Origin of the sequence: Pseudomonas syringae group sp. J309-1, from assembly GCF_032582135.1 — a bacterium.
Lineage (GTDB): Bacteria > Pseudomonadota > Gammaproteobacteria > Pseudomonadales > Pseudomonadaceae > Aquipseudomonas > Aquipseudomonas quasicaspiana.
Genome location: NZ_JAWHNU010000089.1, coordinates 1 through 16,671 on the forward strand (window position 1 = coordinate 1; position 16,671 = coordinate 16,671).

At 57.3% G+C, this 16,671-nt stretch carries 14 protein-coding genes; 5 read left to right on the plus strand and 9 right to left on the minus strand.

Features of this window, described 5'->3' with window-relative positions:
* Positions 1–227 precede the first annotated feature (227 nt).
* The 3 genes from RX972_RS27815 to RX972_RS27825 all read right to left on the minus strand — a co-directional run bounded on the left by RX972_RS27815 (position 228) and on the right by RX972_RS27825 (position 3,490).
* On the minus strand, positions 228–1,400 hold the full coding sequence (locus RX972_RS27815; RefSeq protein ID WP_316880398.1) for a hypothetical protein: 1,173 nt from the start codon (positions 1,398–1,400) through the stop codon (positions 228–230).
* A 132-nt stretch (positions 1,401–1,532) separates the two neighbouring features.
* Positions 1,533–3,155, minus strand: coding sequence for a methyl-accepting chemotaxis protein (locus RX972_RS27820; RefSeq protein WP_316880411.1), 1,623 nt, complete (start codon positions 3,153–3,155; stop codon positions 1,533–1,535).
* 176 nt (positions 3,156–3,331) lie between these two features.
* A complete protein-coding gene (locus tag RX972_RS27825) occupies positions 3,332–3,490 on the minus strand; it encodes a hypothetical protein (protein ID WP_316880399.1) in 159 nt (52 codons plus the stop codon).
* Between the two features lie 66 nt (positions 3,491–3,556).
* On the opposite strand from RX972_RS27825, the gene RX972_RS27830 reads away from it, so the two are divergent.
* From RX972_RS27830 to RX972_RS27840, 3 genes are all read left to right on the plus strand, one after another.
* Positions 3,557–4,063, plus strand: coding sequence for a sigma-70 family RNA polymerase sigma factor (locus tag RX972_RS27830; RefSeq protein WP_049826918.1), 507 nt, complete (start codon positions 3,557–3,559; stop codon positions 4,061–4,063).
* A complete protein-coding gene (locus RX972_RS27835) occupies positions 4,060–4,989 on the plus strand; it encodes a FecR domain-containing protein (protein WP_122708499.1) in 930 nt (309 codons plus the stop codon). Before RX972_RS27830 ends, RX972_RS27835 begins: the two co-directional genes overlap by 4 nt.
* A gap of 118 nt (positions 4,990–5,107) precedes the next feature.
* A complete protein-coding gene (locus RX972_RS27840) occupies positions 5,108–7,477 on the plus strand; it encodes a TonB-dependent siderophore receptor (RefSeq protein ID WP_316880404.1) in 2,370 nt (789 codons plus the stop codon).
* Positions 7,478–7,542: 65 nt separating this feature from the next.
* On the opposite strand, the gene RX972_RS27845 is transcribed toward RX972_RS27840, so the two are convergent.
* The 3 genes from RX972_RS27845 to RX972_RS27855 all read right to left on the minus strand — a co-directional run bounded on the left by RX972_RS27845 (position 7,543) and on the right by RX972_RS27855 (position 10,093).
* Positions 7,543–8,328, minus strand: a complete 786-nt coding sequence (locus RX972_RS27845; protein WP_122396320.1) for a sulfite exporter TauE/SafE family protein — start codon at positions 8,326–8,328, stop codon at positions 7,543–7,545.
* A 300-nt stretch (positions 8,329–8,628) separates the two neighbouring features.
* Positions 8,629–9,363, minus strand: a complete 735-nt coding sequence (locus RX972_RS27850; protein ID WP_316880406.1) for an aspartate/glutamate racemase family protein — start codon at positions 9,361–9,363, stop codon at positions 8,629–8,631.
* 19 nt (positions 9,364–9,382) lie between these two features.
* A complete protein-coding gene (locus tag RX972_RS27855) occupies positions 9,383–10,093 on the minus strand; it encodes a GntR family transcriptional regulator (RefSeq protein ID WP_316880407.1) in 711 nt (236 codons plus the stop codon).
* Positions 10,094–10,394: 301 nt separating this feature from the next.
* Here RX972_RS27855 and RX972_RS27860 point away from each other — a divergent pair, with 301 nt between their 5' ends.
* The gene (locus RX972_RS27860) at positions 10,395–11,831 is read left to right on the plus strand and encodes an NCS1 family nucleobase:cation symporter-1 (RefSeq protein ID WP_316880408.1); all 1,437 of its coding nucleotides are present in this window, start codon (positions 10,395–10,397) and stop codon (positions 11,829–11,831) included.
* 174 nt (positions 11,832–12,005) lie between these two features.
* Here the strand turns inward: RX972_RS27860 and RX972_RS27865 are convergent, their stop codons facing one another.
* Positions 12,006–13,280 carry a glucarate dehydratase family protein gene (locus tag RX972_RS27865; protein ID WP_231677776.1) on the minus strand — a complete coding sequence of 425 codons (1,275 nt, stop codon included), beginning with the start codon at positions 13,278–13,280 and terminating at the stop codon, positions 12,006–12,008.
* Positions 13,277–14,665, minus strand: a complete 1,389-nt coding sequence (locus tag RX972_RS27870; protein WP_027902083.1) for an MFS transporter — start codon at positions 14,663–14,665, stop codon at positions 13,277–13,279. Before RX972_RS27870 ends, RX972_RS27865 begins: the two co-directional genes overlap by 4 nt.
* A 107-nt stretch (positions 14,666–14,772) precedes the next feature.
* Here RX972_RS27870 and RX972_RS27875 point away from each other — a divergent pair, with 107 nt between their 5' ends.
* On the plus strand, positions 14,773–15,672 hold the full coding sequence (locus RX972_RS27875) for a LysR substrate-binding domain-containing protein (protein WP_231677775.1): 900 nt from the start codon (positions 14,773–14,775) through the stop codon (positions 15,670–15,672).
* A gap of 150 nt (positions 15,673–15,822) precedes the next feature.
* Here RX972_RS27875 and RX972_RS27880 read toward each other — a convergent pair whose 3' ends face one another.
* Positions 15,823–16,479: a hypothetical protein gene (locus RX972_RS27880; protein ID WP_027902085.1), complete on the minus strand. Its 657-nt coding sequence runs from the start codon at positions 16,477–16,479 to the stop codon at positions 15,823–15,825.
* Between the last annotated feature and the right edge of the window lie 192 nt (positions 16,480–16,671).

The window sequence follows — 16,671 nt, forward strand, 5'->3', positions numbered from 1 at the left end:
CGCGATCGCGGGCAAGCGCGCTCCTACAGATGAAAAAGTACTCCAAATCAAATAGTTGTAGTTTGTTTGATAGGAGCGGATTCATCCGCGAAGACGGCAGTAGGTCAATGAATATCTATTGAGTTTACCGAGCCCTTCGCGAATGAATTCGCTCCCACAGAGACCGAACCAGCCAGTAGGAGCGGATTCATCCGCGAGAGAATGTTGCCCGGGACACCGCGCATTATTTACATATACGGATGAACCGCTGGTGCTGTCAGCGGCTTCTGCAGCTGTTTAAGCGAGCGGGATACCGTGCTGCTCGTGCATTTGGCGTCAGCTTGCGCCTGAGTCAACTTGCGCACGTCGGTGTAGAACAGAACACAGGTCTTGGCCTTGTTGGTCACCTGCCAGTTCTGTGTGCAACTGCTCAATGTCGCCTTCGGGTCCGCGCCTGGTTTCTGGCCCATTCCTGCCTGCCAGCAGGCTGCACTCAAATCCTGCCCCATGACCGCCAGTCCGGCGGCATCTGCCTTGGCTTCATCGCCACCATAGTTGGCTTTGTCAGCGGCGTACCAGATATAGCTTGGATGGTTCGAGCCCAGCACCGGCACGTTCTGCCCAGGATTCGGACTGATCGTCGCCAGACCCAGCACCGGCACGCTGGCTGAGTATTGTTGTTTGATCCAGTTACGCACCGGCGCACCAAACGCAACCATCGGCAGCGACGTACCCGCAGCGTTCTGGCTCAACTGCTTGACCATCGTGGTCTGGTAATCCTGGAAATAGCTGTACACACCTTCCAGCGAACTGCCCGCTGAGGCTGGCGCGGCAATCGGCGCGATATCGATGATGGTCTGATAACCCGGCGTCTGCGCGGTCGGGATGCCGTTGTAGGTCAGCAACTGTGCCCAGCGGTCGGTGGTGTTGGACTTCAGATAGTCCTGAGCCTGGGTCAGCGAATAATCTGGCGGGAAGTGCAGCAGTTCAACGCTTTTGCGATTCTCCAGCGCCATGCCCAGCGGCAGGAACAAATACCAGTTGTACTGCCATTTGTCGGGTCCGGAGGCCAGGAGTTTTTGCGCGCCGTTGTAGGCCAGGTCGCCTGAGTCCAGCAGTTGGGAAAGAGGCTTGTCATAGCCGTCCGGCACACCGCTGATCTGCGCGTAGATCACGTCATTGTCGTTGGTGACGGTGACTTTGCCGGTGTAGCCGTCGCGCTGCACGCTCTGGGTCAAGTAGTGCTCGACCGTCTGTTCCAGCGTCCAGTTGCGATAACAGATCACGTTGCAATTGTTGGGGAAGGCGAAGAGTTGGGTGACACGCTCCCGGCTACCCAGCTTGACGTTGACATCGGCCTGAGCCATGGCACCAAACGTCAGAGTGGCGAGTGTTGCAGTCCATACAGCGGCTTTCAGCATGCTCATATCCTTTTTGGCAATCTGCCCCGAGGTTTTGGGGCGCCTCAATATTGAAGCAATGTGCCATTACGAATAAATGGGTCGCGGTAAATATTTATTACCTGCCACCGTGAGCATGCATTACCGATTTGTTCAGAGCACGAAACGCTGAACCATGACGTTCAGATCGGTCGCCAGCACTGAAAGCGCATTACTGGCGACCGTCGTTTGATGCGCGCCGGATGCGCTTTGAGCCGACAAGTCGCGAATACTGCTGAGGTTGCGGTCCACTTCGCCGGCTACTTGTGCCTGTTGTTCTGCAGCGCTGGCGATCAGCAGGTTGCGGTCGTTGATGGTGGAGGTTGAGCTGATAATTACGGTTAATGCTTCGCCGGTGGCGGCGGCCTGTTCAAGGGTCACGTTGGCTTGCGTTGCTGTTAGCCGCAGCGCCTGTGCCGTCTCCTGGGTATTTTGCTGGACGCTGTTGATCAGTCCTTCGATTTCCGTGGTCGACGCACTGGTGCGCTGCGCCAGGGAGCGAACTTCATCGGCCACCACAGCAAACCCGCGTCCGGCCTCACCCGCACGGGCGGCTTCGATGGCTGCATTGAGTGCCAGCAGGTTGGTCTGATTGGCAATCGCGCGTATTACATCAAGGATTTTGCTGATGCTCAAAGTGCGCTCAGCAAGCCCTTCAGCCTGATGCGAAGTATCTAGCACACTGCCGGTCAGTTCCTTGATCGAGCCAATGGTGTCGGCGAGGCGCGCTTTACCGTTGGCCGCCGCTTCGTTCGACGCCAGAGATTCGGTTGCCGTGTTGCTGGCATTGCTGGCGACTTCCATGGCCGCCTGACTCATCTGGTTGACCGCGACTGCTGCTTGCTCGATTTCGCTGTTCTGCAGCTTCAGGTTTTCCGCGCCGGATTCGGCGATGCTGCCCATTTCCTGCACCGACTGCGAAAGCTGGTTGGCCGCCGCGTAGATCTGCTCGATGGTGGTGTGCAGATTGCCGCGCATCCGGCCGAGCATCGTCAACAACTGAGCTGTTTCGTCCTTGCCTTCGGGGATCGTCTGCGGGCTCAGGTCACCATTGGCGATGGTGCTGGCAATCTTCAACGCCTGACGGACCGGGCGAATGATGCTGACGCTCAAGCGCCAGGCCAGCAGCAAGGTCAGGGTCAGTACGGCGGCGATAACGCTGAGCGCGATGATCCGGGTCTGGGCGTAACTGGCACTGGCATTTTCGACAGCAGTTGCCGCGCTTTGCTTGTTCAGTTCGCGCAGCAGTTGCACCTGCATGTCCATCAGGTCGCCCTGCAAGGACAGCATGGTATTGGCAAGCATGCGTGCGTCTTCAATCTTGCGCTGTTCAATCAGCGCGATCTCGTCGTAAAGGCCTGGGATGAACGCTTTGTAAGCATCCTGCAACGCGACAAGGGAATCTCGCTCAGTGCTGTCCTTGACGTGGGCCAGATAGTCAGCGAAGCCTTTTTCGGCATCATTCTTCAGGGTTTCGACGTTGATCTTGCTGGTGACCACTGCGCCGGGGTCGTCAGCATTGGCGATCAGACGGATGCTTTCGCTGCGCATTTTGATCAGTGTGATCGCCAGCGCATCCGCCATGGCGATGCTGGGCAGCGAGCCGCTTTCCACGGTCTCACCCTGATTACGAATCTCCTGCATCTGGAGCAGACAGAACGCGCCCAGTCCCACGGTAAGCAGCGAAGTGATCCCGAAACACATCACCAGACGCTGAGTGATCCTGAAGCGGCGCAGGACAGCAGTAGCCCCGGAAGTAGCCCCGGAACGTCGGCGGAAAATGGCAGGTATTAACTTTTTCACGGCAGGCAAACCCAGTCGATAGACGCATCGGAGACTGGGTTATAGGGCAGTTATGTGATGTCTTTGTGACATCGCAGGATTTGGCGTCAAATTTCCGATGATCCGCCCGGTCAAAAGGTTTGCGGTGCACCGACTTCCTGCATCAGCTCATCCAGAAAACGCTTCATACGGGAAAAGCTTAGTGTGGAAATAATCCACGGTGAAAGCTTGTCGTCGTAATCACGGTGTGACGCGTGTGGGTTCTGCGGGTCATACAGGCCACTGCCCATTCAAACGTATTGCCAATGGATTTCCAAGCCTGCATCATTTGTTAATGATTTTCATTGGCAATCGAGATGTCTCACGTTCTGCAACGTCGTAATGACTTACTTGTTCGCCTGTTTGGCGAGCATCACGGCTGGCTGCTGGATCGTCTACGTGCACGAATGGGGTGTCGCCATGACGCAGCGGACATGGCCGCCGAAACGTTTGCCCACGTGGTGGCGTTGCCCGATACGCAGGTGATCCGCGAGCCTAGAGCTTTACTGACGACGATTGCCAAAAGGCTGATATTTGCCAGTTGGCGTAGGCGTGATCTGGAGCGTGCCTATCTCGAATCACTGGCCGCCGAGCCCGAACTGTTCGAGCCCTCTCCCGAAGCGCGTTATCTGGTGATGGAAGCCTTGCTGGAGGTGGACCAGCTGCTTCACGGCCTTTCTTCAAGGGCCAGAGCTGCTTTTCTTTACAGTCAGCTGGACGGTTGGACCTACGCCCGGATCGGCGCTGAACTCGGTGTTTCCGCACCGCGGGTGCATCAATACGTTGTGCAAGGCCTCAAGGCCATTTGTGCGGTTGAGCGATGAGCGAGCTGCCTGCAGCCCTTGAACAGGCTATCGAATGGCATGCTCGCCAGGCTTCAGGACAGTTCACTGAAGGGGAACGTCAAGCGTTTGAGTGTTGGCTTGCGGCTGATCAATCCCACGTAGCGGCATGGAATGGTCTGCGTTCACGGCTTGATCAGACGTTCTCGCACTTGTCCGGCAGCCGCGCCCGTCAGGTCTTGATTACCGGGACCAGCCGGCGTCATTTGCTGCGCGGTGCGTTGGCCGTTGGCGGTTGTGCGCTGGCCGCTCGGCTGGTGACCTGGCCGGGCATGCCGCTGGACAGGCTGACCGCAGATATTACGACTGCCAACGCCCAGCGCCAGACCTTTGTTCTGGCTGATGGCTCCAACCTGACCTTGAACGCAGAAAGTGCTATCGATGTGAATTTCACTGCGGGCATGCGCACGGTGCGTTTGCTGCGCGGAAGTCTGATGGCAAGCATCGAATCCCAAGACCGTCCGTTCCAGTTGGTTTGCAAGGACGGCAGCGCGCAGTTGGCCTCCGGTCGGTGTTTGCTGAGCCAGTATCAGGATCACGCGCAGTTCTGGTTGAAAACCGGCACTGCGCAGCTCCGGTCGCAGCGTCAGGCGCTAGCGCTGACTAACGGGCAGGGCGCGCGTCTGGATGCGCTGGGCTTACATCCATTGCCGGTCAGCCCAACCGATCCCGGTGCCTGGGTGCGTGGTTTGCTGGAGGTCAGTGATCAATCCCTCGGACAAGTGATCGACTCGTTGCGTCCTTATCGGCGTGGGGTGTTGCAGGTTTCTGATGCTGCGGCGTCTTTGCGTATCTCAGGTGTCTTCAATCTGGATAACAGCGATCAGGCCCTGGCAGCCTTGAAAGATATCCTGCCGCTGCGCATTGATCACTATTGGGGGCTATGGACCCGGATTGATCGGGTCTGAACGGCCCCGCTGGAAATAAAATCCCGATAGCCCTTAACAAATCGCCACCTCACTTCACAGAACAGGTAAAGGCGCCAGATTGTGCGCTCCGTTTTGCCAGCGAGGTTTAGCATTGTTCATGCGTCCATCTTTTTTTACTCCGTTGTTCATGAGCCTGGCGATTGCCACTTCGGTAAGCGTTCAGGCTGCTGAAACACTGTATGACTTCTCTTTGTCTGCCGGGCCATTGACTGACACCCTGATTCAAATCGGTCAGCAAAGCTCGCGGCAGATTCTGTTCATACCCACTGATGTTGCCCAACGGGTTTCTGCACCAGTGAACGGCAGAATGAGCGCTGCGTCGGCGGTGGAGCGTGCATTGCAGGGGAGCGGTCTGCGTCTGCAGGTCACGGCCAGTGGGGCGCTAAGCGTGCAGCCGGTGCCGAGTCAGGGCATGACGCTTGAAGCGACCAGCATCAACGCCGCTATTGCGGGAGATGGCAGCAACGGTGAGCCAGCGGGGTACGTTGCCCAGCGTAGCAGTGTGGGGACCAAGACCGATGCATCGTTGCTGGAAACGCCGCAATCAGTGTCGGTGGTGACCCGCGCCGAAATGGATCAGCGCAAAAGCGACAACCTCTCTGACGCGCTCAAATACACCCCCGGTTTTACCAGTCAGCCGAGCGGCTTCAGCCGCACTGCCGATGATTACACGCTGCGCGGCTTCAACGTTGGCGCGGGTACCGGCGGCATTCTTCGTGATGGCATGAAGCTGCAGTCCAACCCGTATGACGGTAGCGTCGAGGCTTACGGCCTTGAGCGCGTAGAAGTGCTCAAAGGTGCGTCGTCGGTGCTTTACGGTCAACTCTCGCCGGGTGGCATGATCAATACCGTCAGCAAGCGCCCCACGGATACGCCTTTGCACGAAATTGGCGTGGAGTTCGGCAACCATGATCGACGCCAGTACACCTTCGACCTGGGTGGCCCGCTGGACGATCAGGGCCAGTTCAGTTACCGGCTGACCGGCTTATGGCGCGACAGTGATACTCAGGTCGACCACGTTGATGATGATCGGCGTTACATTGCACCAGCCATCACCTGGCGTCCCGACGACGACACCTCATTGACGGTGCTGGCCAGCCATCAGGAAACCTATACCGGCTTCGCCCCGCCCACCAGCTATCGCATGACGACTTACAGTTCAACGCCTGGGTACAAGATTGGCCGTGATCAATTCACCGGAGAACCGGGCTACGACCATTTCAATAACCGTATGGATACCCTGGGTTACCTGTTCAGCCACGATTTCAATGAGAACCTGAAGGTCAATCACAGCCTGCGTTACTTTCAGGCGAACACAGACTGGAATTATCTGATTCCGTTCTCCATCGTCGGTTCTAATCTGCTTCGACGTTACAGCGAGCGAGACGAGCGTTCGACCGGCTGGACGACCGATACTAACGTGCAGTACACCCTCGAGAGCGGATCGTGGAAGCACACCTTGCTCGCGGGCGTCGACTACTACCATAAGACCTATGATTCGCATCGTCACATCAGCGGCACGCTGGCGCAGTTTGCGCCACCATTGAATCTGGCCAACCCGGTTTATACCGGTGTCGGCGCCAATACCGCTGCAGACAGTGGTTCGGATCTGCACAGTGCCCAGTCAGGTATTTACCTGCAGGACCAGATCACCTTCGATGAAAAGTGGGTGTTGTTGCTGGGTGGGCGACAGGACTGGGCCGAGAGCCGCACTACCAGTCATGCTGATGAAAGCCGCCAGTCACGCAATGACAAGAAGGCGACCGGGCGTATCGGTCTGGTCTACCTCGCCGATAACGGCCTGGCTCCTTACGTGAGCTACAGTCAGTCCTTTCAGCCTGCCAGTGTCAGCAACCCCGCTTTCGGCAATGCCTTCGCGCCGCTTGAAGGTGAGCAATACGAGTTGGGGCTGCGCTATCAGCCGCCAGGCACCGAGACAATGCTCAGTGCGGCGGTGTATCAGCTCACCCAGGACAACGCCCTCAGCTACGATGCCGCCAGTGCGACCTACGTGCAGTACGGTAAAACCCGCTCCAAGGGGCTTGAGCTGGAAGCCAAGACAGAGGCCACTGACAACCTGACGCTGACAGCGGGCTATGCCTATACCGATTCGCATGTCATCGAAGATCAGACGGCGACTAACGTCGGAAAGCGTATCGAAGGCGTTCCGCATCACAGCGCTAGCGTCTGGGCGAGCTATCGTCTGGGCGCATTCGGTATTCCGCAAATGCGCGTGGCTGCAGGTGCCCGCTACATCGGCACGACCCGTACTACACCGACAGACTATGAAGGCAAGATAGGCGCTTACACCTTGGTCGACGCACTGGTCAGCTATGAAATCGGCAAGCACTGGGAGGTGGCCGCCAAGGCTCAGAACCTCGCGGATCGCAAATACCTGTACTGCAACACAACCTGCCGGTATGGCGATGAGCGAAGTGTGATTGGATCGGTGAGTTATCGCTGGTAGCCCGAGGCTGCGAATGGCGGTGTATCGCGTTCGCAGCCTGCGGCAGCTGCTACAGAGGTCGTGAATCAGAAGACCAGCTTGTACCCGATAAACGCCAGCATGATCGCCAGGCACGGACGCAGAATGTCATCCGACACCCGGCCTGCAAGGTGGCTGCCCAGATAAATCCCCGGCAGCGAACCCAGCAGCAGGAAGCCCAGAATCCCCCAGTCCATATTGCCCATCCCGGCATGACCCAGACCTGCAACCAGCGTCAGCGGCACGGCGTGGGCGATTTCGGTGCCGACCAGACGTCGGGTGGCGAGGAAGGGGTAAAGGATGAACAGCGCCACGGTGCCCAGCGCTCCAGCACCAATTGAAGTCAGGGCAACCATGGTGCCAAGAATCAGACCGGTGAAGACCGTAAGCGCATTCAGGCTCTTGCCGCTGGGGTTATAGCTTCCACCAGCGCGGTTGTGGGCGAACGCCAGTAGACGTTTCTTGAAGAACACCGCGGCGGCGGTGAGCAACAGAACAACGCCCAAGGCCTGCTTGATCACAGCGTTCATGGCATCGGGCGCGGCGTGCAGAGAGCTGAGGAACCACAACGTCAGCAGTACCGCCGGGACGCTGCCCATGGTCAGCCAACCGGTGATCTTCCAGTCGATGTTGTCGTTTCTTTTATGAACCCACACACCGCCAGACTTGGTGATGGCTGCATACAAAAGATCGGTGCCCACGGCGGTAGCCGGGTTGACCCCAAACCACAACAGGATCGGCGTCATCAACGAACCTCCGCCTACGCCTGTCATGCCAACGATGAAGCCCACTACAAGACCTGCGACCACCAACCCCAAACCACCAAAATCCATTACAACTTCCCACAACAAAAAAGGGCGACTGTCAGAAAAAACTGGCGGGCAGCATAACGACGTTTTTAGGGATTTCTTATATCGATACGGTCTATCGATATATCTTTATTGGTGTTTGATAGGCACCGTCCCCTTGTCTATGACACTGCGCTGTCTAGTAGCAAAGATTGGACCCGTAGGAGCTGCCGAAGGCTGCGATCGCGGTGTATCAGGAGAAATGCTTCGCAGCCTTCGGCAGCTCCTACAGAAAATGCATTTCAATCTGGTAGTTTGTATTTTGTTTGATGAGAGCGGGATTGGTTAACGACCGAAATGCGCAAAGCGTCCGGTAAAGCGTTTGGCCAGCGGAAAGGCCAGATCCCCGTGCTTGCTGGTGGCCAACCCCAACTCGCTGAGCGCCTCGGCGAGTTTCACGGCTGCGGCGACGCCATCAACCACTGGTAAGCCGGTCATCTCGCTGACTAGCCCCGGCAAGTCCGCCATGCCACCGCAACCGAGAATAATTGCCCCCGCACCTTCGTTATCGCGGGCCTGTATCGCCTGTTCGGCAATGCGTTCTGCCAAGGCTTGCTCACCCATGCTTTCCAGTTCCAGAACCGGCACATCGACACAGCGCACCGAGGTGCAATGCTCGGTCATGCCGTAATTGCGCAACAGGTGCTCGGCGATGATCCGGGTTCGCGTTAGCGTCGTGACCACGGCAAAACGTGTGCAAATAAGGCTGGCAACATGAAAGGCGGCTTCGGCAATGCCGATCACCGGGCCTCGCGCCAGCTCTCGTGCGGCCAACAAACCCGGATCACCGAAGCAGGCGATGATGTGCGCGTCGTATCCTGCAGCAACCCCTTTGCGAACTTCCTCGAGCACACCAACGGCCGCTATGGCTTCGTCAAAATGGCCTTCGATGGATTCCGGGCCAGACTCGGGGCAGCAGGCGATGATCTCTGTCCCGGGGCGCGCAACTGCACGAGCGGCGCGGCCGATACTGGCGGTCATGCTCTGGCTGGTGTTGGGATTGATGACCTGGATTTTCATTTATGGCTCGACTCGCGGATCAACGCTTGAAAATGGTTTTGAAGTCCGGCTCGACCGGTGTCACCTGGTCGACCTGCAAGCTGGCGCGGATGCTTGCCAGATGTTTGCCCATCCATTGCGCAGCCGAAGCGCCTTTGCCTTCTTCGAGCAGCCCGAGCAATTCCTCGTGATCGCCACAGTCGCAGCCAACACTATGCCGTGAGCCGTAAACAGCGATGATCAGAGACGAACGAGTGGTCAACTGGGCAACCTGTTCGGTCAGCACCTGATTGTCGGCCAGTGCGATCAACTGCACGTGAAAGCGCGCAGACAGTTGAATGGCCCGGCTGTGCAAACCTTCGCGCTGGGCCTGGTGTTCTTGATCCACCAACGTACGCAGCGTTTTCAATTGCGCGGCATCTATCTGCTCCGCAACGGCAGACATTAACGCAGGCTCAATCAACTGGCGGGCGGCGAATACATCCTGAGCTTCTTTAGCGGTCGGCTGAGCGACCTCCGCGCCGCGATTGGTGCGCAAGGTCACCAGTCGCTCCAGTGCCAGTCTTTGCAGGACTTTGCGAATACCGGTGCGGCTGATGGCAAACACTTCAGCAAGGGCATCTTCCGGCAGGCGGGTGCCCGGCAACAGTCGGTGCTCGACGATTGCTTCAAGAATGTCCTGATAAATCTGTTCATCGCGAGTCAACGTCGAATCGCTCATGGCAGGACTGGCTAGGAAGAGAGGATTCATAGGGCCGCTTTAACCGGTGAATGTGAGGCTGATCGTATACAAACTCTGTACGGTTTGCCATCACTCACTTGGTGTGTCGCAACACTGATTGTATGCACTGCCAGTGCGCATCCGTGCACTTTAATCGCGCATTTACTGGCTTTCATTGATATCGATCAATGTCGCATAACGCTTCTACTGCCTGCTCTGCGAGCTAATTCCTATGGTTTGGCATGCATCATGCCTTTCAGATCGTATACAAATAAAGCCAGCCTCCGTATGCAGTCTCCGGAGCGGCATCGATCAGAGGAGAGTGCGTGCGATGAATCCAGAAATTCCAAAGGGCTACAGCCCTCGCTTGTACAACGAAGATCTTGGCCCGGTTAAGCAGAAGTGGACCTGGTACAACATCTTCGCGTTCTGGATGAGCGACGTGCACAGCGTGGGTGGCTATGTCTTCGCCGCCAGCCTGTTTGCGCTGGGCCTGGCCAGCTGGCAAGTGTTGATCGCTTTGCTGGTCGGGATCTGCATCATTCAGGTCATTGCCAACCTGCTCGCCAAGCCGAGTCAGCAAGCCGCCGTGCCTTATCCAGTCATTTGCCGATTAGCATTCGGTGTCTTCGGCGCAAACATTCCTGCAGTGATTCGCGGCTTGATCGCCGTCGCCTGGTATGGGGTGCAAACCTACCTGGCGTCCAGCGCGCTGGTTATCGTGGTGTTGCGCTTCTTCCCGTCCATGGAAAGTCTCGCTCAGGTGCAATTCGCCGGTCTGTCTTATCTGGGCTGGATGGGCTTTTTGACCCTGTGGGTGCTACAGGCCATCGTATTCTGGCGCGGTATGGATTCGATTCGCCGTTTCATCGACTGGGCCGGGCCGGTGGTCTACGCGGTCATGTTCATTCTTGCGGGCTGGATCGTCTGGAAAGCAGGCTGGAGCAACATCAGCTTTACCCTGTCGGAAAAATCCCTGAGCGGTTGGGAAGCATTCGGTCAGGTGGTCATGGCAACCGCGCTGGTGGTGTCTTACTTCTCCGGTCCTACCCTGAACTTCGGTGATTTCAGTCGTTATTGCCGAAGCATGGCTGACGTCAAACGCGGAAATTTCTGGGGCTTGCCGGTGAATTTCCTGGCGTTCTCGCTGGTGACGGTGGTGATCGTCTCCGGCACCTTGCCGGTGTTCGGTGAAATGATCCACGACCCGATCGCCACCGTAGCGCGTATCGACAACACCGTTGCCGTATTGCTGGGCGCTTTTGCCTTCGTGACCGCAACCATCGGCATCAACATCGTGGCCAACTTCGTGTCCCCGGCCTTCGACTTCGCCAACTGCGCCCCAAGCAAAATCAGCTGGCGTGCAGGCGGCATGATTGCGGCTGTGGCCTCGATCTTTATCACGCCGTGGAACCTGTTTAACAACCCGGAAGTGATCCACTACACCCTGGACGTGTTGGCAGCCTTCATAGGGCCGTTGTTCGGCATCCTGCTGGTGGATTTCTACATCATCAAGAAGCAGCAGATTGATGTGGATGCGTTGTTCGACGACACCCCAACTGGCCGTTACTGGTACACCAATGGCTTCAACCCGGTCGCTATCAAAGCCTTGCTGGCCGCAACCCTGATCGGTCTGCTGTTTACCTTCGTGCCCTGGTTCAAACCCATCGCCAACTTCGCGTGGTTTACCGGGTGCTTCCTGGGCGGCGCGTTCTACCTGGTGCTGGCGCGTCGGAATGTAAGAGCGGCTGCGCCTGCGTTGGCGTGATGTTCACCTTTAACTGTAGGAGCGCGCTTGCCCGCGATAGCGTCAGTTCAGCAACCTGTTCGTTGTCTGGCAAGCCGCAATCGCGGGCAAGCGCGCTCCTACGGAATCAAAACAAAAAAAGCCCGGCACAGGGGGAGTGTCCGGGCTAAAGATTTGTCTGGTGAGTCAGGTTGATCAGAACCGCGGTTTAACCGCCTTCCAGTCCGGCTTGTAACGTTGCATCTGTTTCACGTCATCGCGCTGACGGATGCCACAAGTCAGGTATTGGTCATGCAGCTTGCCCAGTTGATCCCGGTCCAGTTCCAGCCCCAGTCCCGGTGCGCGGGTGATTTTCACGCAGCCGTCGACAATCGGCAGCTTGCCGCCCTTGATCACTTCCTCGTCCGGTTCCTGCCACGGGTAGTGGGTGTCGCAGGCGTAATCCAGATTCGGCACTGACGCCGCTACATGCGCCATCGCCATCAAGCTGATGCCCAAGTGCGAGTTGGAGTGCATCGACACCCCGAGCCCGAAGGTGTCGCACATTTTTGCCAGCGCTTGCGTGTCACGCAGGCCGCCCCAGTAATGGTGATCAGCAAGCACAATCTGCACACTGTTGAGCGCGACGCTGCGGCGGAACTCATCGAAATCCGTCACCACCATGTTGGTAGCAAGGGGCAAACCGGTGCGTTTGTGCAGCTCGGACATGCCCTCAAGACCTGGCGTCGGGTCCTCGTAATACTGCAGATCGTCGCCCAGCAATTCGGCCATGCGAATTGACGTTTCCAGCGACCAGTTGCCGTTAGGGTCGATGCGCAATGGATAGCCCGGGAAGGCCTTTTTCAGCGCCTTGATGCAGGACACTTCATGCTCAGGTGGCAGGGTGCCGGCTTTGAGCTTGATGCTCTTGAATCCGTATTCCTCAATCATCCGCCGAGCCTGGGCAACGATCTGCTCCTCGCTCAGCGCCTCGCCCCAGTTGTCCGGCTTGTAGGGTGAATCTACATGCTGGGCATACTTGAAGAACAGGTAGGCGCTGAAGGGGATCTCGTCACGAATGGCACCACCCAACAGATCCACCAGCGGTACGTTCAGGTAATGCGCCTGCAAATCCAGAAACGCGACTTCAAAAGCTGAATAGGCATTGCTTACCGCTTTGCTGGCGTGGGAGCCGGGGGCCAGTTCGGCACCGGCAATGCTCGCCGGTTTATTGGCCGCCACGGTCGCCTGCACAATAGTGCGTAGCTGGTTGAGATTGAACGGATCAAGGCCAATCAGCTGGCTCTGCAGTTGCTGCTGGATCGCCAGCGCTGGAGCATCGCCGTAGCTTTCGCCCAAACCGATGTGCCCGTTATCGCTTTCAACTTCAATGATCGAGCGCAGCGCAAAAGGCTCGTGAATGCCGCTGGCGTTGAGCAGGGGCGGGTCGCGAAAGGCGATTGGGGTGACGGTTACGCGTTTGATTTTCAAGAGGCTGCTCCCGATGTCAGGGCTTGAGGCTTATTCATGTTTTTTTTCGTGTCGTCGTCTTCCGGCTTGCCGCCCAACACACTTGGCGCATCGCCGCGAGGCTTGGTGCGGGCGAAGAAGATCACCACTGCAGCTACCAGTGAAGTAATCGCCAGGCCATACAAACCGCCTTCGATGGAACCGGTGGTTTGCTCAAGGAAGCCAAACGCAGTGGGCGCAACGAAGCCGCCGAGGTTGCCGATGGAGTTGATCAGAGCGATGACTGCCGCAGCGATTCGCGCATCCAGATAACCTTGCGGGATTGGCCAGAACAGTGCCGAGGCCGCTTTGAAACCAATTGCTGCGAAGCAGATGGCGACGAACGCGAAGACCGGGCCGCCCGTGGTGGACATGAACATGCCGAACGAGGCGATCACCAATGTCACCGCGACCCACGCCTGCTGATATTTCCATTTGCTGGCCATAGCCGCGAAGCCGTACATGGCGATGATCGAAATGATCCACGGGATCGAGTTGAACAGGCCGACCTGGAAGTCGCCCATGTTGCCCATCTTCTTGATCATGCTCGGCAGCCAGAACGTGGCGCCGTAGATGGTCAGAGCGATGGAAAAGTAGATGAAGCAGAACAGCGCAATCTGTTTGTCGGCCAGCAGTTTGAACATCGACGGCTTGATGGTCTGCGACGCTTCGCGCTCACGCTGCTCCGTAGCAATGGCGCCAATCAGCGCGTCTTTTTCTTCAGTGCTGAGCCATTTGGCTTCGCTGGGGTGCGATTGCAGCCAGAACCAGACAAACGCGCAGAGCACCACCGAGGCGAAGCCTTCGATCAGGAACATCCACTGCCAGCCGTGCATGCCCAGCCCGCTGACATTGAGCAGCGCGCCCGATACCGGTCCGGAAATGACTGACGCAATGGCCGAGCCGCTGAGGAAGATCGCCATGGCCTTGCCGCGATCAGCGCCGGGCAACCACTGTGTGAAGTAATAAATGATGCCGGGGAAGAAGCCCGCTTCAGCCGCGCCGAGGATAAAACGCAGCACGTAGAAACTGGTTTCACCTTGCACGAAAGCCATGGCCATTGCCGCCACGCCCCAAGTGAACATGATCCGCGTCAGCCAGGCGCGAGCGCCGTAGCGTTGCAGCAGCATGTTGGAAGGGACTTCGAAAATCGCGTAGCCAACGAAGAACAACCCGGCACCCAGACCATAAGCGGCTGCGCCTATGCCCAGATCGGTTTCCAGATGGCTACGGACGAAGCCGATGTTCACCCGGTCAATGTAATTGACGATGAACATGATGACGAACAGGGGAAGGACGTGGCGCTTGACCTTGGCGGCTGCCCGGGCAAGCGCTGAGGCGTCCGTCGGACTTTGGACTGTGTTCACTGAGGCGACTCCCGATCATTATTTTTTTGGGGACGAGTCGATCATGGACGCAGTCTTTGTTCCGGTCTAATCTAGATTGGCACTTGATTGATACCTGGAATGAATCAATGTTTGAGCTTGCCCAACTGCGTTGTTTCACCACCGTCGCCACCGAACTCAACTTTCGCCGCGCCGCTGAACGCCTGAATATGACCCAGCCACCCTTGAGTCGACAGATTCAATTGTTGGAGCACCATCTGGGAGTGGCGCTGTTTACCCGCAGCACTCGCAGCGTGGCATTGACGGCGGCGGGGCGGGCGTTTTTCGTGGAGGCGCAGAACCTGTTGGAACGCGCCCAGCAAGCTGCCGCATCCGCCAAGCGCTTTGCTGAAGGGGATATCGGTTCGGTGACCATCAGCTTCGTCGGCAGCGCGGTGTATGAGTTTCTGCCCAAGGTGATTGCCGAAGCGCGGCTCAAACAGCCGCAGGTAAAAATCTCGCTTGAAGAAATGAACACCTATCAGCAGCACGAAGCCATGCGGGCGCGGCGCATTGATCTGGGGATTGTTCGTTCACCCTTGCTGCAGCCAGGGTTTGCCACCGAGTGCCTGGTGCGTGAGCCGTTTGTGTTGGCGGTGCCCAGTACTCATCGGCTGGCTACTGCTGAAACGGTGTTAGTGTCGGATCTGGATGCCGAGCCGTTTCTGATGTATTCCCACGCCGCTTATCCGCCGTTCAACGAATTGCTGACCGGCATGTTCCGTTCGGCACGGGTGGCGCCGCAGTACGTGCAATGGCTGGGGTCGTCGCTGACGATTCTGGCACTGGTTAACGCCGGCATGGGCCTGGCGCTGGTGCCCCGCTGTGCAGCAAGCGTGGTGTTCAAGGGCGTGACGTTTCGCGACATCGATCTTGGTGAGGGCGTGCAAAGCGAACTGCACCTGATCTGGCGTTCGGATAACGATAATCCGGCGTTTGCGATGTTGCTGGATGCGATACGCGGGGCGGTGGCGGGGTCCCTGCAATAAATCTGGTGTACACAAAACCCTGTGGGAGCGAATTCATTCGCGAAAGCAGAGTGTCAGTCAAAGAAGATGTTGAGGCTGCTGACGTCTTCGCGAATGAATTCGCTCCCACAGGGTTTGAGTGTGTCTGTCGAGCTGTGTGGGCCCATTTCCTCAATTAGCCGCAACCTGCCCCGAGATCACCAGCGCCTTCAACGAGGCATCGAACTGCTTCAACGCATTCACTTGCAGCACACGTTGCTGATCAATCTGTGCAGCGATTTCAGCGGCGGCTTTGTCATGCACCCACACCGAAGTCATTTCCTTGCCGCCATAGCCTTCGGCCTTGCCGATGTATTGCAGGTTGGCGTCATAGAATTTGGCGACAAACCGCGCTTCAACCTGAGTATTACGCTGGGTCACCAGGCGGTTGTAAGTGTCGAGCATCACTACAACGTCAGGTCTGGCCTGCATCAGCGCATCAAGGTTGTCGTAGACAGTCACCGAGGCGAATTCTTTCTGCAGCGAACCTTTCAGCCAGTCGATGGCCAGTTTCGGGTCGGAGCTGTTGACGAAGGCTTCGCGAATTCTTGAATCCAGGTCGTTGTTCTTCGCGCCATTCAAAGCAACTGAATGGTATTGCTCAAGGTATTGAAGGGTGCTGATTGTGTTTTCGCTGTACAGCACACCCACCGACTGTGAATGCTGCAAGCCGGTGTTGCTGTCTGCGACCGGTTGTAAATGGCAAGTCGCTTGCCCGGCGGCGAAGGCAGGAGCAAAAGCACCGCCGGTCAATACGGCGACAAGCGTCAGCAGGGTAGAAATTCTCATCGCGTATTCCTCACAGGCGGTTCGGCATGTGGCTATCCTCCTCCTTTGCCGAAAAAAGCAGAACTTGCGAATTTTGATGGTGACTATCGATTGAACGAATGATGAGATTCTTGGGTTGAAATGCGTCCTATGTGGGAGCGAGGCTTGCCCGCGATAAGGCTGGACGCGGTTCACTTTAGATCGCGTCCAGCC